Origin of the sequence: Labrys miyagiensis, from assembly GCF_030160835.1 — a bacterium.
GTDB classification, from domain to species: domain Bacteria; phylum Pseudomonadota; class Alphaproteobacteria; order Rhizobiales; family Labraceae; genus Labrys; species Labrys miyagiensis.
This window is the reverse complement of record NZ_BSPC01000028.1, coordinates 119,979-145,551: the sequence shown is the minus strand read 5'-3', so window position 1 is coordinate 145,551 and position 25,573 is coordinate 119,979. Positions and strand designations below refer to the sequence as shown.

The window sequence follows — 25,573 nt, the reverse complement described above, 5'->3', positions numbered from 1 at the left end:
CGGGGGCAAGCACGCGCCCTGCGTGTTTGAGGTACGTTCCGCATTTTTCGCGCTCATTCGCTCATCAATGATTGCAAATCGGTAATGTCTGGATAATAGTAAGACAAATGGCGGCAGCCCCTAAATGGGTTGCCGAAAGCGATCGGGGCGGCACCAAGAGAGGAGGACGGCGAGCTCGGATTGCCGATAACAGGCCAGAATGCGGCCGTGAAGACGTCACCGAAAACAAGATCCTAGGGAGGTACTCATGAAGAACATCATCGTTGCGGGCGCTGTTGCAGCCCTTCTCGCCTCGACCGCCATCGGTGCACAAGCCGCCGACAAGAAGGCCCTGGTCTTCGTCCCCAATGGCACTTCGGAATTCTGGAAGGCCGCCGAAGCCGGCGTGAAGAAGGCGCAGGAGGAACTGCCCAATTACGACCTGCAGTTCAAATATCCGGAGCAATCCGCTGCCGCCGTGCAGGAGCGGCTGATGGACGATCTCGTCTCCGCCGGTGCCGCCGGCATCATGGTTTCCGCCGTCGATCCCAAGACCGAGACGGATGCTCTCGCCCGCGTCGCCTCTCACACGCTGCTGCTCACCACCGACAGCGACGCCGCCAAGAGCGGGCGCGTGGCCTATATCGGCTCGAGCAACGTGCTTGCCGGCAAGCAGGTCGGCGAGATCCTGAAGCAGGCTCGCCCAGATGGCGCCAAGTGCATGGCCTATGTCGGTCTGCCGGGCGCCGATAATGCCCGCGAGCGCATGGAAGGCATCAAGGAAGCGATCGCCGGCACCAAGATCACCATTGTCGACGTCCGCGCTGACGACATCGACCAGTCGCGCGCCAAGCGCAATGTTGAGGACACGCTCACCGCCAATCCCGACGTCGACTGCATGTTGGGCATCTACTCCTACAACATCCCGCAGATCTATCAGGCCCTGAAGGAAGCGGGCGCTCTCGGCAAGATCACCGTGACCGGCTTCGACGATGATCCGATCACCCTAGGCGGGGTCAAGGAAGGCACGGTCGCCGGCACCGTGGTGCAGCAGCCTTATGAGTGGGGCTATCAGGGCATGAAGGCGATGGCCAAGATCCTTGAAGGCGACAAGTCCTTCGTTCCCCCGGACGGCCTGATGATCGTCCCGACCAAGACGATCACGAAGGATAATGTCGATGATTATGCTGCCCAGCTGAAGAAGCTGCAGGGCAAATAATTATCGCCTACTTCGATTGGTGAGCTTCAAATGAAACCGGCGGCAGGTTACCCTGCCGCCGTTGTCTTCCCACATCGTGATGCTACCCACGAGCGGGCACGGACCCGTTCCGAATGGAGGTCGAGAATGGCGCAACCCTTTCTTGAGCTGGTCGGCATCGGGAAAGCCTATCCCGGTGTCCAGGCGCTTGCCGGGGTCAGCCTTTCAGTTTCTCCAGGTGAAGTCATCGGCCTGATTGGCGAAAACGGCGCCGGCAAGTCGACCTTGATGAAGGTGCTGGGCGGCGTGGTGGCCCCAAGTACCGGCACGATCCAGCTGGATGGCAAGGATTATCCGGCGCTGACCGTGAAGGATGCTCTCGCGGCTGGTATCGCCTTCGTGCACCAGGAACTCAACCTCTTCGAGAATCTCGACGCCGCCGCCAATGTGTTCATCGGGCGCGAGCCGCGGTATGGCGGCCTGCTCAACTTGGTGAACAAGCGCAAGCTTCATGAGGATACAGGCCCGTTGCTGGAGCGCCTCGGCTGCGATTTCAAGCCGGACACGCTGGTCGCGGAGCTTTCGATCGCGCAACGCCAGCAGCTCGAGATCGCCAAGGCGCTCTCGCTCGGCGCACGTGTCGTCATCATGGACGAGCCGACATCGAGCCTCACCATCTCCGAGACCAACCGGCTGCTCGACATCATCAGGGATCTCAAGGCGAGCGGCGTGGCGGTGATCTTCATTTCCCATCGCCTCAATGAGGTGAAGCAATGCGTCGACCGTGTGGTGGTGCTGCGCGACGGCCGTCTCGTCGGCGCGCTCGACCGGGACCAGATCTCCCATGAGGCGATGATCCGCCTGATGATCGGTCGCGATCTCAAGGAACTCTACACGCCGCCTCTGTCGAGGGCCCGGGACGCCGTGCTCGACCTTGTCGAACTGCGCACCACGACCTATCCAAGTCAGCCGGTCAATCTGTCGTTGCGCCGGGGCGAGATCCTGGGCCTTGCCGGTCTCATCGGCGCGGGGCGGACCGAGCTGGCTCGCGCGGTGTTCGGCATCGACCAGCCGGTCAGCGGCGGCGTGCGGCTCGAGGGCAGGGCGATCCGGATCACCAATCCGCGCGACGCCATCAATCACGGCATCTATCTGGTGCCTGAGGACCGCAAGCAGTCCGGCCTGATCCTCGATCACAGCATCGCCAACAACATTTCGCTGCCCGACATGATGTCCTATGCAAGCTTCGCCCTGATCAGCCGGCGCAAGGAGATCAAGAACGCCGAGCAGCAGCGCCGAGCCCTCAGCATCAAGGCCGAAAGCGTTGCCCGGCAGGTCAACACGCTGTCGGGCGGCAACCAGCAGAAGGTCGTGCTGGCGAAATGGCTGTCGATGCGGCCCAGTGTGTTGATCTTCGACGAGCCGACGAGAGGCGTGGACGTGGGCGCCAAGACCGAAATCTATGACCTCATGCGGGGACTGGCGGATAGCGGCGTTGCCATCCTGATGATCTCCAGCGATCTTGAGGAGGTCATCGGGGTCAGCGACCGCATGGCGGTGATGCATGAAGGCGCGATTGCTGGCATTCTCGCCCGCAAGGATTTCAGCGAAGAGACCATCATGCAACTTGCCGTCGGCCACAGCGTTCACTGAGAAAGTCTGTCATGCTCAAGAAAGATATCAGTCTGTTTGTGCTGATCCTCGTCATCGGGGTTGTGACGGCCTATCTCAATCCGCGCTTCATCTCGCCGATCAACGTGTCGAACACGGCCAACCTGATCGGCCTGTTCGGCCTTTATTCGATTGGTGCCGGCTTCGTCATCATCACCGGCGGCATCGATCTTTCGGTGGGTTCACTTTTTGCCCTGCTGGGTGTGGTTTTCATCGACCTGCTCACCAACCACCAGCTCAACTGGGGCGTTGCGCTGTTGTTGATGGTGCTGGCCGGCATGGCGATCGGCGCTATCCATGCCTTCCTGATCTTGCGTATGCGGGTTCAACCTTTCATCGTGACCCTGTGCGGCCTGCTGCTCTATCGCGGCATTGCGCGCTGGTACACGGGCGACAGCACTGCCGGCTTCGAGTTCGGCCAGAGCTTCCCCTCGCTGGAATGGCTCACCACCGGCCGCACCTATGGCGTACCGCATAGCTTCGTGATGTTCATTGTCGTTGCCGTCATCATGGGCGTCGTGCTGCATCGTTCGGTGTTCGGCCGCTATCTGTGCGCCGTTGGCAAGAATGAGGAGGCCGCGCGCTATTCCGGCATTCCCACGGGCCGGGTCGTCGCCGCGGCCTATATCATCGCCAGCGGCCTTGCCGGGCTCTCGGCCGTCTATTTCGTGATGTATACGCGCTCGGTTTCGCCGGCCTCGCACGGCAATTTCTACGAGCTCTACGGCATTGCCGCCGCGGTGCTCGGCGGCTGCTCCCTGCGCGGCGGCGAGGGTTCGATCTTCGGTATCGTGCTCGGGGCCATCCTGCTGCAGATCCTGCAGAACCTCGTCAACCTCCTGGGTATCCCAAGTTCGCTGAACTTCGCGGTGATGGGCGCCGTCATCCTGATCGGCGTCTTGGCCGACCAGCAGTTCAGCGTCTATCGCAACTGGCTGGGCGGCAGGAGACGCGATGCGGAACTCGCCCGCAACGCGGCCAAGGAGAGCGGCTCCTGAAGCCTATTCCGGCAGGTGGCAGACGGCCTCGATATTGTGGCCGTCTGGATCGAGCACATAGGCGCCGTAGTAGTTCGGATGGTAGTGCTCGCGGATGCCGGGCGGGCCGTTGTCCGTGCCGCCCGACGCCATGGCAGCCTTGTAGAAGGCATCGACCGTGGCACGATCCTTGGCCACGAAAGCGACATGTACGCGGTCACCCTTGACCTCGCCATCGCCGATCCAGAATTGAGGCCGGCCGTCGGCGCCATAGCCCGCATGGGCATCACCGCCCGTCTGCTCGGCCGTGACTTCCATCTGCACGGAATAGCCGAGCGGGGCGAGCGCCTGGTCGTAGAAGGCGCGCGAGCGGCCAAAATCGCGCACGGGAAAACCGATATGGTCGAACATCAGGACATTCCTTCTCCGACGATGCGGCGCTCATAGCGGGCACCCAGGCTGGTGAGAATCTCGTAGCTGATCGTACCGGCTCTGCGTGCCACCTCGTCAACGGGCAGGTGGGCGCCGATCAGTTCCACCCAGTCGCCGCGTTTCACGCCGCCCTCAGGCAGGGCCGTGACATCGATTGCCGTCATGTCCATCGAGATACGGCCGGCAATCAGGCAATGGTGTCCACCGACATAGGCAATGGCGCTGTCGAAATCCTCGGAAGACGAACCCGAGCGCAGATAGCCGTCGGCATAGCCGATGCCGACCACGGCGATGCGGGCGGGCGTACGCGTGGTCCAGGTCGCGCCATAACCCACATGCTCGCCGGGCATCACGGTGCGCACCTGCAGCACCTGCGCCTCCAGGGTGACGACCGGCTTCATTGGGTTGGGCTTGTCGAGCACGGGATTGGAGCCATAGAGGGCGACACCGGGGCGCAGCAGATCATAGCCGATCTCCGCCGGATGGAAGACGCCATAGGAGTTGCACAGCGAGGCAGGCACCTCGGGATAGAGCTTGTTCGCGCTCGCGAAGGCCTGGAATTGCCGGGCGTTGAGCGGGTGGTGATGCACGTCGGCACAGGCCAGATGGCTCATCAACAGCGATGGCTTGAAGAGGTCGCCCTCCGCCACGAGCGCCTGCGCCTGCTCCACCCGCAAGCCAAGGCGGGACATGCCGGTATCGACATGCAGCGCCCCACCGCCCTGCCACCCCGTGGTGGCGCAGAAGGACGACCATTCCCGTATCTCCTCGAGCGAGCCGAGGACGGGACGCAGGTCGTGTCGAGCGTAGTCGTCGCCCCGGCCCGGCACCAGGCCGCAGAGTACGTAGATCGTCGCCGTTCGGTCGAGGCGCCGGACATACTCGCCTTCGCCGATATGGGCGACGAAGAAGGTACGGCAACCGGCCTGGCTGAGGGCGGGCACCACATTGTCGAGGCCGAGCCCATAGCCGTCGGCCTTCACCACTGCCGCGCATTCGGCGTCAGGGCGCCGCTGGCCGCACAAGCGCCAATTGGCGACGAGCGCGTCGGTGTCGATGGTCAGGCGGGCATAGGCGGGAGGTGTGGAATCGGTCATGCCGGGACCATAAGGCGGTACGACGATAGGCGGAAGACCCAGGAAGTGGCAGGCTCGGCACAAATGGTGTGCCGGTCTTCAGACCGGCATCTTTCGACTTTGATGGTGGCCTCGGGCATGCCGGTCTGAAGACCGGCACACCGAAATTGTCTCGCCGCGGGTCATTCCCCCGTCTGGATCGGCAGGTGATCCGTTCGCGCCAGGTTGCCGAAGCGGGTCACGTCGGCGTCGAATTGCACCTTGACGGTGCCGGTGGGGCCATGGCGCTGCTTGCCGATGATCACCTCGGCGACGCCGGCGAGGCTTTCCATCTCGGCCTGCCATTTGAAGAACTCTTCCGTGCCTTCCTTCGGCATCTTGTTCTTCACGTAATATTCCTCGCGGAAAACGAACATCACCACGTCGGCGTCCTGCTCGATCGAGCCGGATTCACGCAGGTCCGAGAGTTGCGGACGTTTGTCGTCGCGCGATTCGACCTGGCGCGAAAGCTGGGACAAACCGATGATCGGAACATTAAGTTCCTTCGCCAAGGCCTTGAGGCCCGTCGTGATTTCGGTGATTTCCTGCACGCGGTTCTCGTTGCCCTTCTTGCCCGAGCCGGTGAGGAGTTGGATGTAGTCGACGATCAGGAGGTCGAGGCCGCGCTGGCGCTTCAGCCGGCGGGCGCGCGCCACGAGCTGGGCGATGGAGATGCCGCCGGTGTCGTCGATATAGAGGGGCGTCGCCTGCATGTCCTGGCTGGCGGTGACGAGGCGGCTGAACTCCTCTTCCGAGAGATCACCGCGGCGGATCTTGTAGGAGGGCACGTTGGCCTGCTCGGCCACCACGCGGGTAGCGAGCTGCTCGGACGACATTTCCAGCGAGAAGAAGCCGACCGAACCGCCGTCGAGCGTCTTGCGCGTACCGTCGGGCTGGACCTCGACCTTGTAGTTCTTGGCGATGTTGTAGGCGATGTTGGTGGCGAGCGACGTCTTGCCCATGCCCGGGCGGCCTGCCAGGATGATCAGGTCGGACGGCTGCAGGCCGCCCATCACCCGGTCGAGATCATCGAGCCCGGTGGCAAGACCGGACAGGTGTCCGTCGCGCTGATAGGCGGCGGAGGCCATGTCGATGGCGTCCCGCAATGCATCGGCGAAGCTGGAGAAGCCGCCGTCGGAACGGCCCGTCTCGGCGAGGGCAAAGAGCCGCCGCTCGGCCTCTTCGATCTGGTCGCCCGGCGCCATGTCGACAGGCGCGTCATAGGCGAGGTTGACCATCTCCTCGCCGACCTGGATGAGCGAGCGCCGGAGCGCAAGATCGTAGATGATCTGGCCATAATCGGCTGCGTTGATGACGGTGGTGGCCTCCGTCGCGAGGCGGACGAGATATTGGGAGACGGTGAGGCCGCTCCCGATGTCCTGGTCTGAGCCGACAAAGGTCTTCAGCGTGACGGGCGTCGCCATCTTGCCGGCCCGCACCAGGCTGGCGGCGATCTCGAAGATCTTGCGATGGAAGGGGTCGAAGAAGTGTTCCTGCAAAAGGAAGTCCGAGACTCGGTAGAAGGCCTCGTTGTTGACGAGGATCGCTCCCAGCAATGCCTGCTCCGCCTCGACATTGTGCGGTGCCTGCCGGTAGGCGGCCGCCTGGCCGGTTTCGAGCTTGTGGACGGTGGCTTCGACGGGTGCGGGCATGGGCAGGTTCGGTCCTCGAATCGGGGAACGAGTCTATCACGCAAGGCACGGCGAAAGCCCGGCTTCTTGACGAGGCCTTGTCCGATGAAAGCTTTCCCCCGCCATCCACAGCACCCAAAATAAAAGCCGGGTGGCGGACCACCCGGCTTTGACTTTTGAAAAGCTGAACGGGATCAGACTTCCGGCTGTTCGCCGGTGCCGGGAACGCCGGGGATCTCGACCTCTTCCGGGTTCTCGTAGGCAACGTCCTCGTCGTCCTCGACGTGGGCGAGCACGTTCTCGCCGCGGACCTGGCGCTCGGCCTCTTCGGGCGAACGGGCGATGTTGGCGGTGACGGTGACTTCCACTTCCGGATGAAGGTGGACGAGCACTTTGTGCAGGCCGATGGTCTTGATCGGCGTGTTCAGCACGAACTGCGAGCGCGCAACCGTGAAGCCGCCGGCGGTGGCAGCGTCGGCGAGGTCGCGGGCACTGACGGAACCGTAGAGCTGGCCGGTCTCGCCAGCCTGGCGGATCAGGGTGAAGGTCTGGCCGTCGAGCTTGGTGGAGACTGCTTCGGCTTCCTTCTTCAGCTCGAGGTTACGGGCTTCGAGCTGCACGCGCTCCTTCTCGAAGCGCTCCTTGTTCGCCTTGGTGGCGCGCAGGGCCTTGTTGTTGGGCAGAAGGAAGTTACGGGCATAGCCGTCCTTGACCTTCACCGTCTCGCCCATCTGGCCGAGCTTGGAAACGCGTTCCAGCAAAATCACTTCCATGGTGGTTCTCCTTTGTTTGCTATTTACGAATGAGGGGGTAGGGGGCGAGCGGTGTTTTTCGACCGATCGCGAAAGACGAAAATCTGTTCGGCAAGACCCAGCAGGGCGACCAGCGGCATGGTGATCGAGCCGAGGATGATGCAGAGCGGGTAGGTCATGCTCAGAATGAAGGTTCGCCCAGCCATCCCGCGAGTCATGAAGTGCAGCACTGCGAGCCCTTGCACGAAAAGGGCCGTGAACAGGGCCGCGAGCAGGAATTGGCCGACGACGCCGGCAAGGTCGGGCAGGAAGAGCAGGGCCAGGCCGGCAATCGCCACGATGGCCAGGCCCATGCCGGGCAAGCGCAACGCTGCGATATCCGGCCAAGGGCGCGACAGCCGGCCGGAGACCCGCATGATCCGCGCCGACAGCCACAGCCCGCAGAGGCTGAAGATTGCGAAGAGCATGGTCTGGAAGGGCACGGCAAACCTGGCGACGGAGCGCACAAAGCTGGCCGTATCGGGGACATCGGGCAGGGCGAGCGGCTGATCCTGTGGCTGGTTCAGATAGATATGAAGCAGCGTGGTCAGACTGCTCACGAACTGATCCAAGGCCGCCTCATAGGAACCCAAGGTCGCATACATCGTGAACAGGAAGCCGAAGGCGGCCAGCACGCAGGCCACCAGGACAATGGCGCCGAGCGGCAGCCATTTGACGGGCGCGCCCGTATTTCTCTCAGTCGCCAGATAGGCAAGCGCCCAGGCGGGAAGCGCGGTGGCGACACCGAAGGTCAGGCCCAGCCGAAGGGAGACGACGACGCAGATGACGGCGACAGCGCTCGCCGCAGCGGTGAGACCTGCGCGATAGCTCCAACCCAGCGATACCAGAGTAATCGGAAGTGCCGCAAAAATGCCAAGCAGGAGGCCAAACAACGAATCCGTTGTTTGCACCACCATCAGGAGGGCGGCGGCCAGGCCGGCACAAAGCCCTATGGGAATTTCGCGTTGCATCGTCGAGCTGTCCCGCTATCGCGGTTAGAGGCCTCAAGTCTCTATGCTTGGGCCCCAGCCATGGCCGGCTTACCGGCTGACTGTCGTTTCAGGGAAGGCGAGACGCCAAAAAAGCGTCTCGCTCAGATCGTTGGTCTTAGCCGATCACGTAGGGCAGCAGGCCCAGGAAGCGCGAACGCTTGATGGCCTGGGCCAGCTCGCGCTGCTTCTTGGCCGAGACGGCCGTGATGCGGGAGGGGACGATCTTGCCGCGCTCGGAAATGTAGCGCTGCAGGAGCTTGACGTCCTTGTAGTCGATCTTCGGCGCATTCGGGCCCGAGAAGGGGCAGGTCTTGCGGCGGCGGAAAAAGGGACGGCGTCCAGGTGTGGTAGCCATGATTATTCTTCTCCCTGCTCTTCAGGAGCGGCGCCTTCGAAACGGTCACGGCGAGGCGGACGATCACGATCGCCGCCAAAGCGGCCCGGGCCGCCACGACCGCCACCACCGAAGCCGAAGCCACGATCGTCATCACGCCGGTCATCGCGATCAGACTTGCGGAGCATGGCCGACTGGCCTTCCTCGAGCTCGTCGACCGAGAGGGTGAGGAAGCGGATCACGTCTTCGGAGAGCGACTGCTGACGCCCCACCTCTGCCAGCGCAGCGCTGGGAGCGGTGATGTTGAGCAGCGTGAAGTGAGCCTTGCGGTTCTTCTTGATGCGGTACTGAAGCGACTTGACGCCCCAATATTCGGTCTTGCTGACGGTGCCGCCATGGGCTTCGATGACGCTCTTGAACTGAGCGGTCAGCGCGTCGACCTGCTGGGAGGTGACGTCCTGGCGGGTCAGGAAGACATGCTCGTAATTCGGCATATTCGGCCTGTCCTTAGAGGTTACAACATATCGCCCGGCGCGAAGCCCCTCGTGACCCTGCAGGCCGTCGAGGAATGTCCCAGAGGGCGAAGACACGGGATGACGGAACCAATCGAGTTCCCACTGCGCAAGCGCAGCCATCCGTTCAGCCTCCGGCCAAAGCGAAGCCGGGTGCATACACAGGATGCCGTCCCGGCGCAAGGAATAAGTTGTCCAGGGCGTTTGCGATGGGAGGGAATCGTCAGAAATCGCAAGGGCGCTCAGGTGAAGCGTTGGTTTGCCAACGCAAGTCTGCCTAGACGCGCTTCGGCACTATGGCTGAGGCGAGAATGGCGACGATCAACACCGCGAAGGTGATCACCATGGTGAGCACGTTGTCGAACTCGCCGATCAGGCGCTCATAGAAGATCACGAAGCCGATGAAGATCAGCAGGCAAGCGAGGGCGGGCTTGAGATAACGGAACTTGGCGATGAGGGCGTCGATGACGAAATAGAGGGCGCGCAGGCCCAGAATGGCGAAGATGTTGGAGGTGTAGACGATGAACGGGTCCTGCGTCTGCGAGAGCACGGCCGGCACGCTGTCAACGGCGAAGACGATGTCGGCGACATTGATCACCATGAAAGCGGCAAACAAAGGTGTGGCATAGCGGATGAGGGCGCCCGTCCGGCGGTCGGGGCGATGGATGAAGAAGCGCTCCCCTTCGAACTCCCGCGTCATGCGCAGATGGTGCATCAGCCATCGTACCGCCCTGTTGTGACCGATATCGACGGGCTCCTCGCCGTGGAACAGCATGCGCACGCCGGTGACGATCAGGAAGATGCCGAAGATATAGAGCAGCCACGTGAATTTTCCGATCATCGCCGCGCCAAGGCCGACGAAGATGGCGCGCAGCAGGATGGCGGCGACGATGCCCCAGAACAACACGCGGTGCTGATATTCTCGTGGCACGGCGAAAAAGCCGAAGATCACCGACATCACGAAGACATTATCGACCGACAGCGACTGTTCGAGCACATAGGCGGTGAAGAACAGGGAGCCCTTTTCTGCGCCGAAATAGAGCCATGCGCCGAGGCCGAACAATGCCGCGAGCAGGGTGTAGCCGGTCGTGAGGGCGAGCGACTGGCCGAGGGAGAGCACGCGCACGCGGCGATTTAGATAACCGAGGTCGAAGATCAGCACCGCCGCGATGGCAGTGGCGAAGATCGCCCAGAACCACAGGGGAGCACCCAGAACATCGCGGGCGACAGGAAACATTCTCGACTATTCCGTTGACCGGGAGGCGGGGCCGCGGAATCTGGTGCTCCCGTCGCGGCACCGTGTCAACGTTTGAGCGCCGGGTACTTGCGGGCCGAGTCAGACACAAAAATTACGTGCGGTGATAGGGTAGTTCTTTCGCGGAACCTTCGGTTGGCAACTCCAGCGGCCCGGCGCCGGGCCGCAAAGCCTTCCCCCTCCCAACTCGATCGCGCTGTCGTCGCATGGCTTGCTACACCGGACCGACAGCCCCTGCATCACACTTTGATCGTGTAGATATCCTCTTGGGGGTCGATGACCCTGGCGCCGCCAACCGGCGTGAAGGAATAGACATTGCCTTCGAATTCATCGATTTGCCCATGTGTGCTCGTCAGGAGGCGGATCGTTCCCCAGACGCCGACGTCCTGGTAGTCATCGGCCGCGACAACCTGGCAGCCGGACACTGTCGCAAGTTGCTGACAGAGTTGCCTTCCATCCGTGCCCTTGGCGGCATTGCAGGCAACAAGCCAGATTGTGCCGATATTGAGGCCCTTCAGTATCGAGAAATGGCCGACATTGTCCATGGTGATACGACCGCCGTCACGGCCGTCGCCGCCGACCAACAATGCGCCCGGTTCACCATGGCAATTGATGACGACGTTCAGCAACTGGGACTTCTTGAACGACCAGGCCGCCTCGTTGTCGACGACGATCTGGTTTGCGGTCCAGATTGCCGTCGAGCCTCGCGGCGCATCCCGGGTCCGCCACATGATGTATTTTGGCCCGGGAACATCGTCCGAGTTTATTGCCAGGGCCGGTTGCTGCATCATGATCATCGAGCTACCTCGCTCCGTTGGATGAAGCTGAAGCCGCCGGCACATGAATGCGACAGGCCGAAAATGACGCTCAACCTGCCTGATACCAGAGCCCGCGTCTTACAGATGCAGCAATATGGCCGCTTTCCTGCGCGAAATAATCCTCCAGAAAGGGGAGCCTGCCTTCACGCCGCAATCTCCGGATGAACTGAATGTATGGTCGCCCCGGCTTGCCCGGACAGACGCGTTGCATCGAGACCGAAGCCGCGCCTTTTATGGGTGTAAATCGGAAGCGGACGAAAATGTTCTAGCGCCGACGGTATGTGGCGATATGATGACGGCCCCGCAGTAAAGAATCTGACCCGCGTTGCCTGCTTCTCCCCCCCAACCATCCGGCGAACCGATAAGCCCCGAACGCAGATGGCTGGCCTTCGGTGTCCATGTCTTCACCGCAAGCGGCGTGTTCTGGGGTTTCCTGGCGTTGATCGCGGCGGCGCATCAGGATTGGCGCACCATGTTCGGATGGCTGGCGCTCGCGCTTTTCGTCGACGGCATCGACGGCACGATCGCCCGCAAGATCAATGTGGTGGAAGCCGCCCCGCGCTGGTCCGGCACCGCGCTGGACCTGATCATCGACTACCTGACCTATGTGATCGTGCCGGCCTATGCGCTCTACTCCTCTGGCATATTGGGGGATGCCAACAACCCGCTGAACCTCATCTCGATGGCGGTGATCCTGCTCAGCAGCGCCATGTATTTCGCCGACAACGAGATGAAGACCGAGGATGCCTGGTTCAAGGGCTTTCCGGCGGTGTGGAACCTGATCATCTTCTATTACTTCCTGCTGAGCCCGGCGCAGCCGACCGCCACATCCATGGCGGTCATCTTCGTGGTCACGCTCTTGCTCGGCCTGTTGACCTTCGCCTCCTTTGTCTTCGTGCATCCTCTACGTGTGTCCAAGCTGAGGGTACCAACTCTCAGTCTGCTCGTGGTATGGTCGCTCCTGGCGATCAAGGCGATCTGGGAGAATATGTCCCCGGCGCCCTGGGTGGTCTGGGGCCTGTGCATCCTCGGTCTGTATTTCCTCATCCTCGGCTATTTCCGGACGGCACCGACGCATGATCGAGCTCCTCAGTGATCCGCAGACCTGGGCCGCTCTCGTCACGCTGACGGCCATGGAAATCATCCTGGGAGTCGACAACATCGTCTTCATTTCGGTCCTGGTCTCCAAGCTGCCTCCAGCGGAAGCGCGTCGAGCCCGTTCGCTCGGTCTGCTGATGGCGCTGGTCTTCCGCCTCCTGCTGCTGTTCTGTCTGACTTGGCTGATCGGGCTGACGGAACCGGTGCTGGAGATCTTCGGCAAGGGCCTGTCCTGGCGCGATCTCATCCTGATCGCCGGTGGCCTGTTCCTGCTGTTCAAGGCCACGCACGAGATCCACAACGAGTTCGAGCATGACGGCGGCGGCCCGCCCCAGGCGGCGGCAGGTGGCGCCTTTACCGGCATCATCCTGCAGGTGACGCTGATCGACATCGTCTTCTCGATCGACTCCATCGTCACCGCCATCGGCATGGCGCAGCATCTGCCGGTGATGATCGCCGCGGTGATCATCGCCATGGGCTTCATGTATGCGGCTTCCGGGCCGATCGGCGGCTTTATTCACCGCCACCCCACGACCAAGGTGCTGGCTCTCGCCTTTTTGCTGCTGATCGGCGTTTCGCTTGTCGCCGACGGTGTCGGCATGCATATTCCGCGCGGCTACATCTACTTTGCCATGGCGTTCGCAGCCGGTGTGGAGACCGTCAACGTCCTGGCCAAGCAACGGCGCGCCCGGGCGAAGGCCCAGGCGTAGTCTCAATCGCAGTCATCCTGATTTCATTATTGATAGGTAGTGCCATGCCCGAAGCGATCCGCGTTCATCAAACCGGCGGCCCCGAAGTCCTGACCTTCGAGGATGTTCCCACAGCGTCTCCAGGGCCGGGCGAGGCGCTGATCCGCCAGCATGCCTGCGGTGTCAATTACATCGATACCTATTATCGCAGCGGCCTCTACAAGGCGCCTTCGATACCCTTCACCCTCGGTGCCGAGGGCGCGGGCGAGGTGATCGCTCTCGGCGAGGGCGTCACGCAGGTCAAGGTGGGCGACAGGGTGGCCTATTCCGGCGCCATCGGCAGTTATGCCGCCGAGCGCACCTATCCAGCCGAGCGCCTGATTCCGCTTCCGGAAGCGATTTCCTACGAGCAGGCGGCCGGCATGATGCTGAAGGGCATGACAGCCCAGTATCTGGTGCGGCGTACCTTCACGGTCGAAAGCGGCCAGACGGTGCTGGTGCATGCCGCCGCCGGCGGCGTCGGCCTCATCCTGTGCCAATGGATCAAGTCGCTTGGCGCCACGGTGATCGGCACGGTGGGTTCGGAAGAAAAGGCCGAACTCGCGCGGGCCAATGGCGCCGATCACACCATCCTCTACCGCAAGGAGGATTGGGTGAAGCGCGTGGCCGAGATCACGGACGGCAAGAAATGTGAAGTGGTCTATGACGGCGTTGGCAAGGATACCTTTCCCGGCTCGCTCGACTGCATCAAGCCCCGGGGCATGTGGGTCTCCTTCGGCAACGCCTCCGGCCCCGTCGAGCCCTTCTCGATCCTGACCCTGGCCCAGAAGGGTTCGCTCTTCGCAACGCGCCCGACGCTCGCCAGCTATGTCGCGGAGCGCAAGGATTTGCTCGCTACCGCCTACGACCTCTTCGACGTGGTCGCCTCGGGCAAGGTCGCGATCCCGGTCAACCAGCGCTATGCCCTCAAGGATGCCCGCAAGGCGCATGAGGACCTCGAAGGGCGGGGCACTACGGGATCGTCCATCCTGCTGCCCTAACCGGCTGCCGCGACGGTCACAGGGGCTCCGGGCGGTGGAGCGTAGGGCGGGGCCGGGAGAAGGTCTTCCTCCCCCGTTTCCATCCGGCGACAGCCGGGCGGATTTCGCGAACGACCGACACGGGATCTGCCGCGTCGAGCAGGACGATATCGGCCGCCTTGCCTACATCCAGTCCTTGCGGGTGGCCAATCAAGCTTCCGGCCGCCTCGCTCACCATGGCGAAGACCGCCAGGATATCGTCATCGCGGGACAAGTGCGCCGTATTGGCGAGCAGATTGGCCATTCGCACCAATGAGGCGTCGCCGAAGGGCGTGAATGGATTGAGAATATTGTTGGTCGCCGCGCTGGTGGTGACGCCGGCGCGGGACAGAAGGAGGGCAGGCGCGATGCCGCGCGGAACGAGGCGATCGTGACCCCGACCGAGCAGGAAAAGATCGGTCGCCGGCAGCACGGTGACGCCGATGCCGGCTTCGGCAAGCTCGCCGGCGATTGTCCGAACATCGTCAGGCGCCATCGCCGATAGCTTGGTCGCATGCCCGATCGAGACACGGCCATCATAGCCACGTCGCCTTGTTTCAGCGATCACGCAAGGGAGGTTCGATCCGGACGGGTCGAGATCGAAATCCAGATGGAAATCGATGGCAACGGCGTGTTGCTCCGCGAGATCGAAGATGTCACGGATGTGCGCAGCTGGATCGGGATCGGTATAGGGACAGCCGCCGATGAGATCGGCGCCATGCCGCAGCGCCTGTGCCAGCATCGCTAGTGTTTGCGGCTCCTGGGTGGTGCCTTCCTGGGCGAAGGCGCAGACCTGCACGTCGATGGCCCAGGCATAGTCTCGCTTGATCGCCATGATGGCTTCGAACGAGCGAAAGCCCGCCCTTGGATCGATCTCGACAAAGGTTCGCAGCGCCATAGTGCCGTGCAAGATGGCAGCTTCGATCACACGCGCCGCCCGGGCATAGACATCCTCGACCGTGAAGGCGGCCTTGGCCCTTGCGCTCTCGCGCACAGCCTCATGGAGCGTGCCCTCGCAGATGATGCAGCGATCGAGGATGCAGGCCTTGTCGAGGTGGATGTGGGAATCGACGAAGCCGCCGAAAACGAAGCAGCCACAGGCCTCTTCGCGGGGCGCATCGGACGTCAATTCCGCTTCGATGGCAAGGATCTGCCCGTGCTTGATGCCGATATCAACGAGACCGGCCCGTCTTCCGATACGGGCCCCAGCGAGGACGAGGTCGAAGGTCATGAAGGCTCGGCCGCGCATTGGCGCGCTGGTTGCAGTTGGATGAAGGGTAGGGCCCAGCCGGCGGAAATCAAATCGAAATTCGGCTTCCGGGCTCGTTTTCGGGGAATCGGAAAAATCAGCAGCGGCATAGGAGGCGGCTTGCGCGCAATTCGGCATGGACGAGGCGGTTTTCGGGCCGCGACACTTTCTCGCCAAAATCGAATAAGCCTTTGAAAAATAAATCGAAGAATGCTGTTGGCACCCTGTCGGCAAAGGTGGTGTTGCAGGGCGGAATGGGCTAGAAGAACGCACCAGAATCGGTTTGAGGCCGTGCATTGACTGACGAAAACGACAAGAAGCCGGGTGACGGTGAACCGTCCGACATCCGGTCGACTTCCATCACCGATGAAATGAAGCGCAGCTACCTCGATTACGCCATGAGCGTGATCGTGAGCCGCGCTTTGCCCGACGTGCGCGACGGCCTAAAGCCGGTGCATCGGCGCATCGTTCACTCGATGTATGAGAACAATCACACGCCGGACCGCAAATACGTCAAGTCGGCCAATATCGTGGGCGCGGTGATGGGTCAGTACCATCCCCATGGCGACCAGTCGATCTATGACGCCCTGGTGCGTATGGCGCAAACCTTCTCCATGCGGCTGCTGCTGGTGGATGGGCAGGGCAATTTCGGCTCGGTGGACGGTGATCCGCCAGCGGCCATGCGCTACACGGAATCGCGCATGTCCAAGGCGGCCGTGGCGATGATCGACGATATCGACAAGAATACCGTCGACTTCCAGGAGAACTATGACGGCACCAGGGAAGAGCCGACCGTCTTGCCGGCGCGTTTCCCGAACCTGCTGGTCAATGGCGCCGGCGGCATTGCTGTCGGCATGGCCACCAACATCCCGCCGCACAATCTCGGCGAAGTGATCGACGGGTGCCTGGCCTATATCGAAAATCCCGCCGTCTCCGTCGACGATCTGATGGAGTTCATTCCCGGCCCGGACTTCCCGACGGGAGCCACCATCGTCGGGCGCTCGGGCATCCGCTCGGCCTATAATACCGGCCGCGGCTCGATCATCATGCGCGCCAGCGCCACGATCGAGGAGATCCGCAAGGATCGCGATGCCATTGTCGTCACGGCGATTCCCTACCAGGTGAACAAGGCGACGCTGCAGGAGCGCATCGCCGAACTGGTGCGCGAGAAGAAGATCGAGGGCATCGCCGAAGTCCGTGACGAGTCGGACCGCCAGGGCATGCGCCTCGTCATCGAGCTGAAGCGTGATGCGGTGGGCGAGGTGGTGTTGAACCAGCTCTACCGTTTCACCGCACTGCAGACGAGCTTCGGCGCCAATATGGTCGCGTTGAACGGCGGCAAGCCCGAACTCCTCAATCTTCGGGACATGATTTCTGCCTTCGTCGACTTCCGTGAGGAGGTCATCAGCCGCCGTACGAAATATCTGCTCGGCAAGGCACGCGACCGCGCCCATATCCTGTGCGGTCTTGCCACCGCCGTCGCGAATATCGACGAGGTCATCCGCATCATCCGCACCAGCCCGGATCCGAACTCGGCCCGCGAGTCCCTGATGGGGCGCGACTGGCCGGTCGGCGACATCGCGCCGCTGATCCTGCTGGTCGACGACCCCAAGCATCCGATGAACGAGGACGGCACCTACCGCCTCTCGGATGCCCAGGCGCGCGCCATCCTCGAATTGCGCCTGGCCCGCCTCACGGCCTTGGGTCGCGACGAGATTGGGGACGAGTTGCAGACGCTGGCTGACCAGATCCGCGACTATCTCGACATCCTGCGTTCACGCGCGCGCATCATGGCGATCGCCCGCACGGAACTCGAGCAGGTCAAGGCCGCCCATGCCACACCGCGCATGACCGAGATCCTCGATTCCGACGCCGATTTCGAGGATGAGGACCTGATCCAGCGGGAGGACATGGTGGTGACCGTGTCCCACGCCGGCTATGTCAAGCGCGTGCCGCTCTCGACCTACCGGGCGCAGCGCCGTGGCGGCAAGGGGCGTTCGGGCATGCAGACGAAGGACGAGGATTTCGTCACCTCGCTGTTCGTCGCCAACACGCACACGCCGGTGCTGTTCTTCTCTTCCAAGGGCCGGGTCTACAAGGAGAAGGTCTGGCGCCTGCCCCTGGCGGCGCCCCAGGCACGCGGCAAGGCCTTCATCAACCTGCTGCCGATCGAATCCGACGAACGCATCACCTCGATCATGCCGTTGCCCGAGGACGTGAACCAGTGGGCGACGCTGCACATCATGTTCGCCACCACGTCGGGCACGGTGCGCCGCAATGATCTCTCCGATTTCGTCCAGGTCAATCGCGCCGGCAAGATCGCCATGAAGCTGGAGGAAGGCGAGCAGATCCGCGACGTCTCGATCTGCACCGAGGCTGACGATGTGCTGCTCACCACGGCGCTCGGCCAGTGCATCCGCTTCCCCGTCTCGGATGTGCGCGTGTTCAAGGGGCGCGATTCCATGGGCGTGCGCGGCATCCGTCTCGATAGCGACGATGTCGTCATCGCCATGGACATCATCGCCCATCGCGAGATCTCGCCGGAAGAGCGCGCCGCCTATTTCAAGATGCGCCGCGCCGTGGCTGGTGAAATCGAGAATGGCGAGGCCGTCGCCGACGATGCCGAAGAGGCGGCGGAGGGATCGGTGGAGATCTCGACCGGACGCTATGCCGAATTGTCGGCCGGGGAGGAGTTCATCCTTACCATCTCCGAAAACGGCTACGGCAAGCGCAGTTCCTCCTATGAGTACCGCATCACCGGGCGCGGTGGTAAGGGCATCGTCGCCATGGCGGTCAACCAGCGCAACGGCAAGCTGGTCTCCTCCTATGCGGTCGAGCATTCCGACCAGATCATGCTGGTCACGGATGGCGGCCAGCTCATCCGCTGCCCGGTCGACGGCATCCGCATCGTTGGCCGTGGCTCGCAGGGCGTCATCGTCTTCAACACGGCCGACGGCGAGAAGGTCGTCTCTGTGGAGCGCGTGAGCGATGAAGGCGGCGAGGAGGACGAGGGCGGCGAGGAGTAAGCCGACCTCTCAACTCCAATGATCAGATGCACCCCTGAGCAAAGCGCGTTTACACGTAAACGCTCATTGCTATAACTCCTTGTTTTAACGCGTCTTTGCGATTCTTGCCGATCCCGTCAAATCGCAAAACGCTATAACGGGGCGCATTTTCGTATGCGGCAAGGCTATTTCGGCCTTTCTGATTTCGCGAAGAAAAAACGCGGCACCCATAACAGGATGCCGCGTTGCGAAGTTCCGGTCATGCTTCCGATGCGCACGAAGACCGGGGTCTTGGAGATGGAATACCATCGCAGTGTCAGCCCATCGGCTGGATCACATCGATGGTAAGTTCGAGAAATCTCAGTGAACGCTGACCTTGACCAGCGTGGTCTTGCCGGAATCCTGGAAGACCTGCAGTGTGGTGACGGGCGGCATAGCTTCCGAGGAGTCGCTGGAGCCGCTCGCGCAGGCTGCCATCAAACTGTTCCTGCCGCAGTCGCCAGCCAGCGAGGCGACGGTCTGCCGGTCGCCGCGGACGGCCGCCATCTGTTGCGGCTGCATACGGGCGACATCGAGCAGCGAAGCTGCAGCGAGAGCGAAGAGGCTGGCGCCAATTGCCACAACGGGGCGAATACGAACGGATGTCATTGCCGTGCATCCTTCCAAATTCAGGGGGTCAATGTCTGTTGCATTGCTTATGATCTAATTAACCAAACTTGAGCGTGACACGCCGTGCGTTTTCGCACACGCCAGTTCGAGCAAGGTGGGTCGAGATCGATGGGCGGGGGTGGTGAGGTGGGGCCGATGGTCATGTCTGCGAACCCAATCCTGGTGTTTTGGGCCGTTGGCGTTTCCAATTTCGCGGATGCGCTTTCCGGCTTGTTCCGCTAGGCAATGCGCGAACCGATAAAAGGTTCCACATGAGCGCGAACAAAGCGGGAAGATGGAAGCCCCGGCTGTTGATTGAAGTGTATCAGAATGGGATTTTCTGAGATCCTATACGTTGGGTTTAAGCCTTTAGACGAGAGTATGATGACCTCAGCCATTCAGGGGCCCCGAACAGCCTTTTATGCCGGTTCCTTCGACCCATTGACGAATGGCCATGTGGATGTCATCCGTCATGCGGCTGCTGTCGCAGACCGCCTTGTCGTGGCGATCGGCGTGCATCCGGGCAAGACGCCGCTCTTCTCCGCCGAAGAACGCGTGGAGATGATCCGCGAGGACTGTGGCCCCGTGATCGGGCTCGACCGGCTCGAAGTCGTTACCTTCGCCGACCTCGCCGTGGACGCGGCGCGCCGAGTGGGAGCCACCCTCTTGATTCGCGGTCTCAGGGACGGCACCGACCTCGATTACGAAATGCAGATGGCCGGCATGAACGCAGCCCTTGCGCCGACGGTACAAACCGTGTTTCTCCCTTCATCGCCGATCGTGCGCCCTATCACCGCCACGCTTGTGCGTCAGATCGCGGCAATGGGCGGCGATGTTTCCGGATTCGTACCGGCCGGCGCCCTGCGACGTCTCAAAGCCCGGTTTGCCAAGCTGGCCCCATAACGGCGGCTCCTGCTTGCAGGCCGCCGCAGATCCTCGAGGGAGAAACTCCTTGATACGCCTTCTTTCCGTTCTGGCCGTGCTGTTCGGCCTCTTCGTTGTTGCGCCCGCTCAGGCGGCGCAGGCCGATGCCAACACCATCTATCTCGACACTGCCTATGGCCGTGCCGTGATCAAGCTGCGGCCGGACCTTGCTCCGCATCATGTCGAGCAGATCAAGACGCTGGTGAAGCGCGGCTTCTATAACGGCATCGTCTTTCACCGCGTGATCGACGGCTTCATGGCCCAGACTGGTGACCCGACCGGCACCGGTACAGGCGGCTCGGACCTGCCCGACCTCAAGGCCGAGTTCACCAACAAGGCCAAGTTCGTGCGCGGCGTCGTCGGCATGGCCCGCTCGTCCGATCCGGATTCGGCCAATTCCCAGTTCTTCATCATGTATGCGCCGCAGTCGAGCCTGGACGGCCAGTACACCATCGTGGGTGAAGTCACCTCGGGCATGGAAGCTATCGACAAGCTGAAGAAGGGCGACGAGGCCGACAACGGCATGGTCACCAATCCCGACAAGATCATCAAGATGCAGCTGGCGCCGGGCGCCAAGTAACACTATCTACGCTGCATTCCACTTTGCTTTTACCGAGAAAGGAGCGTGCCTATGGCCGCCGATCCCGAAAACACGATCGTCATGGAAACCACGAAGGGCCGCGTCGTCATCGAGCTGCGTCCGGACCTTGCGCCCAAGCATGTCGAGCGCATCAAGCTGCTCGCCCGCGAGAAGTTCTATGACGGCATCGTCTTCCATCGTGTGATCGATGGCTTCATGGCGCAGGTCGGCTGCCCGCATGGCACCGGCACCGGCGGCTCTTCGCATCCGAACCTGCCGGCTGAGTTCAACGGTGAGTCGCACACGCGCGGCATCTGCTCGATGGCCCGCTCCTCGATGCCGAATTCGGCCAATTCGCAGTTCTTCATCGTCTTCGACAACGCCAAGTTCCTCGATCGCCAGTACACGGTCTGGGGTAAGGTCGTCGAAGGCATGGAGAACGTCGACAAGATTAAGCGCGGCGAGCCTGTGCAGAACCCCGACAAGATCATCTCGATGCGCGTTCAGGCCGACGCGGCGTAAGTCGTCATCCCGGACAAGAGGCGGCACATCGTGCCGCTTCGCAGATCCGGGATCGTAAAGTGATCTATCCTGATGACGGTCCCGGATCTGCGAAGCAACATTTCATGTTGCATCGCGTCCGGGATGACCAGACCCCAAATGCGCGTTTCGGATTTCGATTTTCATTTGCCGCAGGAGAATATCGCGCTGCGTCCCGCCGAGCCGCGCGACAGCGCGAAGCTGCTCCTGGTCGATCCGAGCCAGGCTGGGCGCTTTTCGAACCATATCGTGCGTGACCTGCCCTTGCTGTTGCGCGAGGGCGATGCCCTTGTCTTCAACGATACCAAAGTGATCCCGGCGCGCCTTGATGGCATGCGACGGCGGCCGGGCGGGGCAGGGGCCTCGATCGAGGCGATGTTGCATCAGCGCATCGGTCCCGAACGCTGGAAGGCCTTCGCCCGGCCGGGCAAGCGGCTAGCCGTGGGCGACACGATCGCCTTCGGGGACGCGCTGTCTGCCGAGGTCGAGGCCAAAGGCGAGGGCGGCGAGGTCACGCTCCGTTTCGGCCTGGCTGGACCGCAGCTCGACATCGCCATTGCGACGGTTGGGCATATCCCGCTGCCGCCCTATATCGCCTCCAAGCGCGCCGACGACCAGCGCGATCGGCAGGACTACCAGACCGTCTATGCCCGGGCCGATGGCGCCGTCGCCGCGCCGACGGCAGGCCTGCATTTCACACCCGAACTGCTGCAAAGGCTCGATGCGGCTGGGATCTCCCGCCACTTCGTCACGCTGCATGTCGGCGCCGGCACCTTCCTGCCTGTGAAGGGCGAGGAGATCGCCGAGCACAAGATGCATGCCGAGTTCGGCGTCATCACGGGCGAGACGGCTGCTGCCTTCAATGAGACGCGGGCACGGGGAGGGCGATTGATCGCCGTCGGCACCACCTCGCTGCGCCTGCTCGAAAGCGCGGCGGACGAGGATGGCATCATCCAGCCTTTCGCCGACGAGACCGCGATCTTCATCACGCCAGGCTATCGTTTCCGGACGGCCGATGCATTGATGACCAATTTCCACCTGCCGCGTTCGACCTTGATGATGCTGGTCTCAGCCTTCGCCGGCTATGAGGTTATGCAGGCAGCCTATGCCTATGCCATCGCGCAGGGCTACCGTTTCTATTCCTATGGCGATTCCAGTCTGCTATGGCGGGCGCCATGCTGAAGACCCCGACCGACACTGCCGCCGTCTCGTTCTCGATCCACGCCACCGAAGGCACCGCCCGCACGGGTGCGCTGCATCTGGGGCGCGGCTCCGTGCGCACGCCCGCCTTCATGCCTGTCGGCACCGCCGGCACAGTGAAGGCGATGTATGTCGACCAGGTGAAGGACCTCGGCGCCGACATCATTCTCGGCAACACCTACCACCTGATGCTGCGGCCGGGCGCCGAGCGCGTGGCCGCCCTCGGCGGCCTGCATGAGTTCTCGCGCTGGCAGGGGCCGATCCTCACCGATTCCGGTGGCTTCCAGGTGATGTCGCTGTCCGGCCTGCGCAAGCTCGACAAGGATGGCGTGACCTTCAAGAGCCATATCGACGGTTCTTCGCACCGCCTGACGCCGGCGCGTTCGGTGGAGATCCAGACGCTGCTCGATTCAGACATCATCATGCAGCTCGACGAATGTGTGCGCCTGCCGTCGACGCGCGCCGATATCGAGCGCGCCATGCGCCTGTCTCTCGACTGGGCCGAGCGCTCCCAACGCGCCTTCGGCACGCAGCCAGGCAAGGCGATCTTCGGCATCGTGCAGGGCGGCGATATTCCGGACCTACGCATCGCCTCGGCCGGTGCGCTCGCCGAGATGGATTTCCCGGGCTACGCCATCGGCGGCTTGGCGGTCGGCGAACCGCAGGCGGTGATGCTCACCATGATCGAGACGGTCGAGCCGCATCTGCCCGCCGGCAAGCCGCGCTATCTCATGGGCGTGGGCACGCCGGACGATCTGATCGAAAGCGTCTCGCGCGGCATCGACATGTTCGATTGCGTGATGCCGACGCGGGCAGGGCGGCATGGCCTTGCCTATTCGCGCTTCGGCAAGATCAATCTCAAGAACGCCCGCCACGCCCAGGACCACCGCCCGCTCGATGAGATGTCGTCCTGCCCGGCGGCGCGCGATTACAGCCGCGCCTATCTGCATCATCTCACCCGCGCCAACGAGATCCTGGGCATGATGCTGCTGACCTGGATCAACCTTGCCTACTACCAGGACCTGATGGCTGGCATGCGCGCCGCCATCGCCGAAGGGCGTTTCGCCGACTTCAAGGCGCAGACCAAGGAAGGCTGGGTACGGGGCGACATCCCTGTGCGCTGAGAGGGGCGCCAGCGTTCCTGAGATCTGTTCCGTGCGACGCGACGGCATCGGACGCAATCAACGGCCACATGTGTTGAGGTAGCGAACTGTGACGTACGGTCCCGCTGCGCCGGGGCCCCCGGGGTTGCTTTCCTCGCTTTGTGATTATACCCTACCCCCCTATGCTATTGAGGGCGATCATGAGTCATACCATCAAGGAGAAGGCCAAGCTCCTGGCGCGCATCCGGCGTATACGGGGGCAGGTCGAGGCGATCGAACGGGCGCTGGAGAGCGAGCTCGGCTGCGATCCGGTCATGCATATGCTGGCCGGGGTGCGCGGCTCGGTGGCGGGCATGATGGCGGAGGTGATCGAGGACCACATCCGCGACCACATCATGGCGCCGGGGCAGGGGGAGGAAGCCGGCCGGGAAGCGGCCGAACATCTCATCGAAGTCGTCAGGAGCTATCTGAAATGACTTCACCAACCGGTACGCCCGCCTTCGGACACAGCCATGTCTTCTTGGGTGAGGATCACGAGAGCAACGAGCGGCGCACCTGGGCCGTGATCTGGCTCTGCCTCGCCATGATGGTCGTCGAAATCGTCGGCGGCGCGATTTATGGCTCGATCGCCCTGATAGCGGACGGCCTGCACATGTCGACCCATGCCGGCGCGCTGTTGCTGACCGCATTGGCCTATGGTTATGCGCGCCGGCACGCCGCCGACCAGCGTTTCACCTTCGGCACCGGCAAGCTTGGCGATCTCGCCGGCTATACCAGCGCCATCATCCTGGCGATGATCGCCGCTCTCATCGGCTATGAGGCGGTGATGCGGCTCGTCCACCCTGTGGCGATCGATTACGAACAGGCTATCGCCATCGCTGTGATCGGCCTTGCGGTCAATGTCGCCAGCGTCTGGCTGCTGGGCGGTGGACACCATCATCACGGCCATGGCCACGACGACAGTCACCATCATCATGACGAGACCCGCCTGCTGGCGACGGTTGAGGGGGCGGTCGAGCTCTCCATCTTCGAAGAGGGCGTGCCGCCCCGTTTCCGCCTTAAGGCGGAAGACGGCCATGCGCTCGTGGCGGGCGGGACGACGATCGAGACGGTCCGCGCCGACGGCCGGTCTCAACGCTTCGTCATGGCCGCGCGCGACGGCTTTCTGGAATCACTCGACGAGATTCCGGAGCCCCATGATTTCACGGCGCATGTGCGCATCGGCGCGGAGGAGCGCAGCACGGTCTTCACCGAGCACGCCCATACTGCCGGGCACGGCGACAACAATATGCGGTCGGCAGTCGCGCATGTTCTGGCCGATGCGGCCGTCTCGGTGCTGGTGATCGTCGGCCTGCTGTTCGGGCGCTTTCTCGGCTGGAGCTGGATGGATCCGGTGGCGGGCATTGTCGGCGCAGGGGTCATTCTCAGCTGGTCCTATACGCTGATCCGCGACACCAGCGGCATCCTGGTGGACATGATGCCCGACCGGCGGCTGGTCGAAGCGATCCGAGCCAGCATCGAGAAGGATGGCGACAGGGTGGCCGACCTGCATGTCTGGCGCCTCGGCCCAGGGCATCTCGGCGCCATCGTTTCGGTCGCCAGTCCGCAGCCGCATGAGCCGCGCTATTATCGCGACAAGCTAACGGGCTTTCCTTCGCTGTCTCACGTTACGGTAGAGGTGCAACCGCTGAAGGCGGCCTGATCACGCATTTCCTCACGCAAAACACGCCATCTTTGACATGATCGTGAGAAACAGAGCGCCTCTGGCTCACGT

Annotated in this window: 25 protein-coding genes; 14 read left to right on the top strand and 11 right to left on the bottom strand. The window is 62.6% G+C overall.

Annotation, left to right across the window (positions count from 1 at the left end; all coding sequences use genetic code 11):
* Positions 1-247 precede the first annotated feature (247 nt).
* From QQL24_RS16920 to QQL24_RS16910, 3 genes are all read left to right on the top strand, one after another.
* The gene (locus QQL24_RS16920) at positions 248-1,198 is read left to right on the top strand and encodes a sugar-binding protein (protein ID WP_284313462.1); all 951 of its coding nucleotides are present in this window, start codon (positions 248-250) and stop codon (positions 1,196-1,198) included.
* A gap of 126 nt (positions 1,199-1,324) precedes the next feature.
* Positions 1,325-2,830, top strand: coding sequence for a sugar ABC transporter ATP-binding protein (locus QQL24_RS16915; protein WP_284313461.1), 1,506 nt, complete (start codon positions 1,325-1,327; stop codon positions 2,828-2,830).
* A gap of 11 nt (positions 2,831-2,841) precedes the next feature.
* Positions 2,842-3,846, top strand: coding sequence for an ABC transporter permease (locus QQL24_RS16910; protein WP_284313460.1), 1,005 nt, complete (start codon positions 2,842-2,844; stop codon positions 3,844-3,846).
* Between the two features lie 3 nt (positions 3,847-3,849).
* Here the strand turns inward: QQL24_RS16910 and QQL24_RS16905 are convergent, their stop codons facing one another.
* The 9 genes from QQL24_RS16905 to QQL24_RS16865 form a co-directional block, all read right to left on the bottom strand.
* Entirely contained in the window at positions 3,850-4,236 is a 387-nt protein-coding gene (locus QQL24_RS16905) for a VOC family protein (protein WP_284313459.1), read from the bottom strand.
* A complete protein-coding gene (gene alr / locus QQL24_RS16900) occupies positions 4,236-5,354 on the bottom strand; it encodes an alanine racemase (RefSeq protein WP_284313458.1) in 1,119 nt (372 codons plus the stop codon). The genes QQL24_RS16905 and alr overlap by 1 nt, the downstream gene beginning before the upstream one ends.
* A 161-nt stretch (positions 5,355-5,515) precedes the next feature.
* Positions 5,516-7,024, bottom strand: a complete 1,509-nt coding sequence (locus QQL24_RS16895) for a replicative DNA helicase (protein ID WP_284313457.1) — start codon at positions 7,022-7,024, stop codon at positions 5,516-5,518.
* A gap of 173 nt (positions 7,025-7,197) precedes the next feature.
* Positions 7,198-7,776, bottom strand: coding sequence for a 50S ribosomal protein L9 (gene rplI, locus QQL24_RS16890; RefSeq protein ID WP_284313456.1), 579 nt, complete (start codon positions 7,774-7,776; stop codon positions 7,198-7,200).
* A 23-nt stretch (positions 7,777-7,799) separates the two neighbouring features.
* Complete coding sequence (locus QQL24_RS16885; RefSeq protein ID WP_284313455.1) at positions 7,800-8,765, bottom strand: DUF2232 domain-containing protein; 966 nt, start codon at positions 8,763-8,765, stop codon at positions 7,800-7,802.
* 136 nt (positions 8,766-8,901) lie between these two features.
* The gene (gene rpsR, locus QQL24_RS16880) at positions 8,902-9,141 is read right to left on the bottom strand and encodes a 30S ribosomal protein S18 (RefSeq protein WP_284313454.1); all 240 of its coding nucleotides are present in this window, start codon (positions 9,139-9,141) and stop codon (positions 8,902-8,904) included.
* Positions 9,142-9,143: 2 nt separating this feature from the next.
* On the bottom strand, positions 9,144-9,614 hold the full coding sequence (gene rpsF / locus QQL24_RS16875; protein WP_284313603.1) for a 30S ribosomal protein S6: 471 nt from the start codon (positions 9,612-9,614) through the stop codon (positions 9,144-9,146).
* Between the two features lie 295 nt (positions 9,615-9,909).
* Positions 9,910-10,869, bottom strand: coding sequence for a TerC/Alx family metal homeostasis membrane protein (locus QQL24_RS16870; protein ID WP_284313453.1), 960 nt, complete (start codon positions 10,867-10,869; stop codon positions 9,910-9,912).
* A gap of 257 nt (positions 10,870-11,126) precedes the next feature.
* Positions 11,127-11,684: a DUF4347 domain-containing protein gene (locus tag QQL24_RS16865; RefSeq protein ID WP_284313452.1), complete on the bottom strand. Its 558-nt coding sequence runs from the start codon at positions 11,682-11,684 to the stop codon at positions 11,127-11,129.
* A 346-nt stretch (positions 11,685-12,030) separates the two neighbouring features.
* On the opposite strand from QQL24_RS16865, the gene QQL24_RS16860 reads away from it, so the two are divergent.
* The 3 genes from QQL24_RS16860 to QQL24_RS16850 are packed head-to-tail and all read left to right on the top strand — an operon-like array spanning position 12,031 to position 14,532.
* Entirely contained in the window at positions 12,031-12,801 is a 771-nt protein-coding gene (locus tag QQL24_RS16860; RefSeq protein ID WP_284313451.1) for a CDP-alcohol phosphatidyltransferase family protein, read from the top strand.
* Positions 12,782-13,513 carry a TerC family protein gene (locus QQL24_RS16855; protein WP_284313450.1) on the top strand — a complete coding sequence of 244 codons (732 nt, stop codon included), beginning with the start codon at positions 12,782-12,784 and terminating at the stop codon, positions 13,511-13,513. The genes QQL24_RS16860 and QQL24_RS16855 overlap by 20 nt, the downstream gene beginning before the upstream one ends.
* A gap of 44 nt (positions 13,514-13,557) precedes the next feature.
* Positions 13,558-14,532: a quinone oxidoreductase family protein gene (locus QQL24_RS16850; protein ID WP_284313449.1), complete on the top strand. Its 975-nt coding sequence runs from the start codon at positions 13,558-13,560 to the stop codon at positions 14,530-14,532.
* Positions 14,533-14,548: 16 nt separating this feature from the next.
* Here QQL24_RS16850 and QQL24_RS16845 read toward each other — a convergent pair whose 3' ends face one another.
* On the bottom strand, positions 14,549-15,781 hold the full coding sequence (locus tag QQL24_RS16845; RefSeq protein WP_284313448.1) for an amidohydrolase family protein: 1,233 nt from the start codon (positions 15,779-15,781) through the stop codon (positions 14,549-14,551).
* A 389-nt stretch (positions 15,782-16,170) separates the two neighbouring features.
* Here QQL24_RS16845 and gyrA point away from each other — a divergent pair, with 389 nt between their 5' ends.
* The gene (gyrA, locus tag QQL24_RS16840) at positions 16,171-18,825 is read left to right on the top strand and encodes a DNA gyrase subunit A (RefSeq protein WP_431310701.1); all 2,655 of its coding nucleotides are present in this window, start codon (positions 16,171-16,173) and stop codon (positions 18,823-18,825) included.
* A gap of 339 nt (positions 18,826-19,164) precedes the next feature.
* Here the strand turns inward: gyrA and QQL24_RS16835 are convergent, their stop codons facing one another.
* Positions 19,165-19,452, bottom strand: coding sequence for a hypothetical protein (locus QQL24_RS16835; protein ID WP_284313446.1), 288 nt, complete (start codon positions 19,450-19,452; stop codon positions 19,165-19,167).
* Positions 19,453-19,836: 384 nt separating this feature from the next.
* On the opposite strand from QQL24_RS16835, the gene coaD reads away from it, so the two are divergent.
* The 7 genes from coaD to dmeF all read left to right on the top strand — a co-directional run bounded on the left by coaD (position 19,837) and on the right by dmeF (position 25,501).
* A complete protein-coding gene (gene coaD, locus QQL24_RS16830) occupies positions 19,837-20,355 on the top strand; it encodes a pantetheine-phosphate adenylyltransferase (protein WP_284313445.1) in 519 nt (172 codons plus the stop codon).
* A gap of 49 nt (positions 20,356-20,404) precedes the next feature.
* Positions 20,405-20,956, top strand: coding sequence for a peptidylprolyl isomerase (locus QQL24_RS16825; protein WP_431310696.1), 552 nt, complete (start codon positions 20,405-20,407; stop codon positions 20,954-20,956).
* Positions 20,957-21,007: 51 nt separating this feature from the next.
* On the top strand, positions 21,008-21,478 hold the full coding sequence (locus QQL24_RS16820; protein WP_284313444.1) for a peptidylprolyl isomerase: 471 nt from the start codon (positions 21,008-21,010) through the stop codon (positions 21,476-21,478).
* 138 nt (positions 21,479-21,616) lie between these two features.
* Complete coding sequence (gene queA, locus QQL24_RS16815; RefSeq protein WP_284313601.1) at positions 21,617-22,678, top strand: tRNA preQ1(34) S-adenosylmethionine ribosyltransferase-isomerase QueA; 1,062 nt, start codon at positions 21,617-21,619, stop codon at positions 22,676-22,678.
* Positions 22,672-23,820, top strand: a complete 1,149-nt coding sequence (gene tgt, locus QQL24_RS16810; protein ID WP_284313443.1) for a tRNA guanosine(34) transglycosylase Tgt — start codon at positions 22,672-22,674, stop codon at positions 23,818-23,820. The genes queA and tgt overlap by 7 nt, the downstream gene beginning before the upstream one ends.
* 179 nt (positions 23,821-23,999) lie before the next feature.
* Complete coding sequence (locus QQL24_RS16805) at positions 24,000-24,275, top strand: metal/formaldehyde-sensitive transcriptional repressor (protein ID WP_284313442.1); 276 nt, start codon at positions 24,000-24,002, stop codon at positions 24,273-24,275.
* Positions 24,272-25,501: a CDF family Co(II)/Ni(II) efflux transporter DmeF gene (dmeF, locus tag QQL24_RS16800; RefSeq protein WP_284313441.1), complete on the top strand. Its 1,230-nt coding sequence runs from the start codon at positions 24,272-24,274 to the stop codon at positions 25,499-25,501. Before QQL24_RS16805 ends, dmeF begins: the two co-directional genes overlap by 4 nt.
* The last annotated feature ends 72 nt before the right edge of the window (positions 25,502-25,573 follow it).

Bases quoted from the DNA above. Each gene is read 5' to 3' on its own strand.
- rpsR (WP_284313454.1), bottom strand. From the start codon at position 9,141: ATGGCTACCACACCTGGACGCCGTCCCTTTTTCCGCCGCCGCAAGACC.
- rpsF (WP_284313603.1), bottom strand. From the start codon at position 9,614: ATGCCGAATTACGAGCATGTCTTCCTGACCCGCCAGGACGTCACCTCC.
- dmeF (WP_284313441.1), top strand. From the start codon at position 24,272: ATGACTTCACCAACCGGTACGCCCGCCTTCGGACACAGCCATGTCTTC.
- QQL24_RS16915 (WP_284313461.1), top strand. From the start codon at position 1,325: ATGGCGCAACCCTTTCTTGAGCTGGTCGGCATCGGGAAAGCCTATCCC.
- QQL24_RS16920 (WP_284313462.1), top strand. From the start codon at position 248: ATGAAGAACATCATCGTTGCGGGCGCTGTTGCAGCCCTTCTCGCCTCG.
- QQL24_RS16805 (WP_284313442.1), top strand. From the start codon at position 24,000: ATGAGTCATACCATCAAGGAGAAGGCCAAGCTCCTGGCGCGCATCCGG.
- QQL24_RS16845 (WP_284313448.1), bottom strand. From the start codon at position 15,781: ATGACCTTCGACCTCGTCCTCGCTGGGGCCCGTATCGGAAGACGGGCC.
- QQL24_RS16885 (WP_284313455.1), bottom strand. From the start codon at position 8,765: ATGCAACGCGAAATTCCCATAGGGCTTTGTGCCGGCCTGGCCGCCGCC.
- gyrA (WP_431310701.1), top strand. From the start codon at position 16,171: ATGAAGCGCAGCTACCTCGATTACGCCATGAGCGTGATCGTGAGCCGC.
- QQL24_RS16820 (WP_284313444.1), top strand. From the start codon at position 21,008: ATGGCCGCCGATCCCGAAAACACGATCGTCATGGAAACCACGAAGGGC.
- QQL24_RS16865 (WP_284313452.1), bottom strand. From the start codon at position 11,684: ATGATCATGATGCAGCAACCGGCCCTGGCAATAAACTCGGACGATGTT.
- rplI (WP_284313456.1), bottom strand. From the start codon at position 7,776: ATGGAAGTGATTTTGCTGGAACGCGTTTCCAAGCTCGGCCAGATGGGC.
- QQL24_RS16855 (WP_284313450.1), top strand. From the start codon at position 12,782: ATGATCGAGCTCCTCAGTGATCCGCAGACCTGGGCCGCTCTCGTCACG.
- QQL24_RS16905 (WP_284313459.1), bottom strand. From the start codon at position 4,236: ATGTTCGACCATATCGGTTTTCCCGTGCGCGATTTTGGCCGCTCGCGC.
- QQL24_RS16850 (WP_284313449.1), top strand. From the start codon at position 13,558: ATGCCCGAAGCGATCCGCGTTCATCAAACCGGCGGCCCCGAAGTCCTG.
- QQL24_RS16910 (WP_284313460.1), top strand. From the start codon at position 2,842: ATGCTCAAGAAAGATATCAGTCTGTTTGTGCTGATCCTCGTCATCGGG.
- tgt (WP_284313443.1), top strand. From the start codon at position 22,672: ATGCTGAAGACCCCGACCGACACTGCCGCCGTCTCGTTCTCGATCCAC.
- QQL24_RS16895 (WP_284313457.1), bottom strand. From the start codon at position 7,024: ATGCCCGCACCCGTCGAAGCCACCGTCCACAAGCTCGAAACCGGCCAG.
- queA (WP_284313601.1), top strand. From the start codon at position 21,617: ATGCGCGTTTCGGATTTCGATTTTCATTTGCCGCAGGAGAATATCGCG.
- coaD (WP_284313445.1), top strand. From the start codon at position 19,837: ATGACCTCAGCCATTCAGGGGCCCCGAACAGCCTTTTATGCCGGTTCC.
- alr (WP_284313458.1), bottom strand. From the start codon at position 5,354: ATGACCGATTCCACACCTCCCGCCTATGCCCGCCTGACCATCGACACC.
- QQL24_RS16870 (WP_284313453.1), bottom strand. From the start codon at position 10,869: ATGTTTCCTGTCGCCCGCGATGTTCTGGGTGCTCCCCTGTGGTTCTGG.
- QQL24_RS16835 (WP_284313446.1), bottom strand. From the start codon at position 19,452: ATGACATCCGTTCGTATTCGCCCCGTTGTGGCAATTGGCGCCAGCCTC.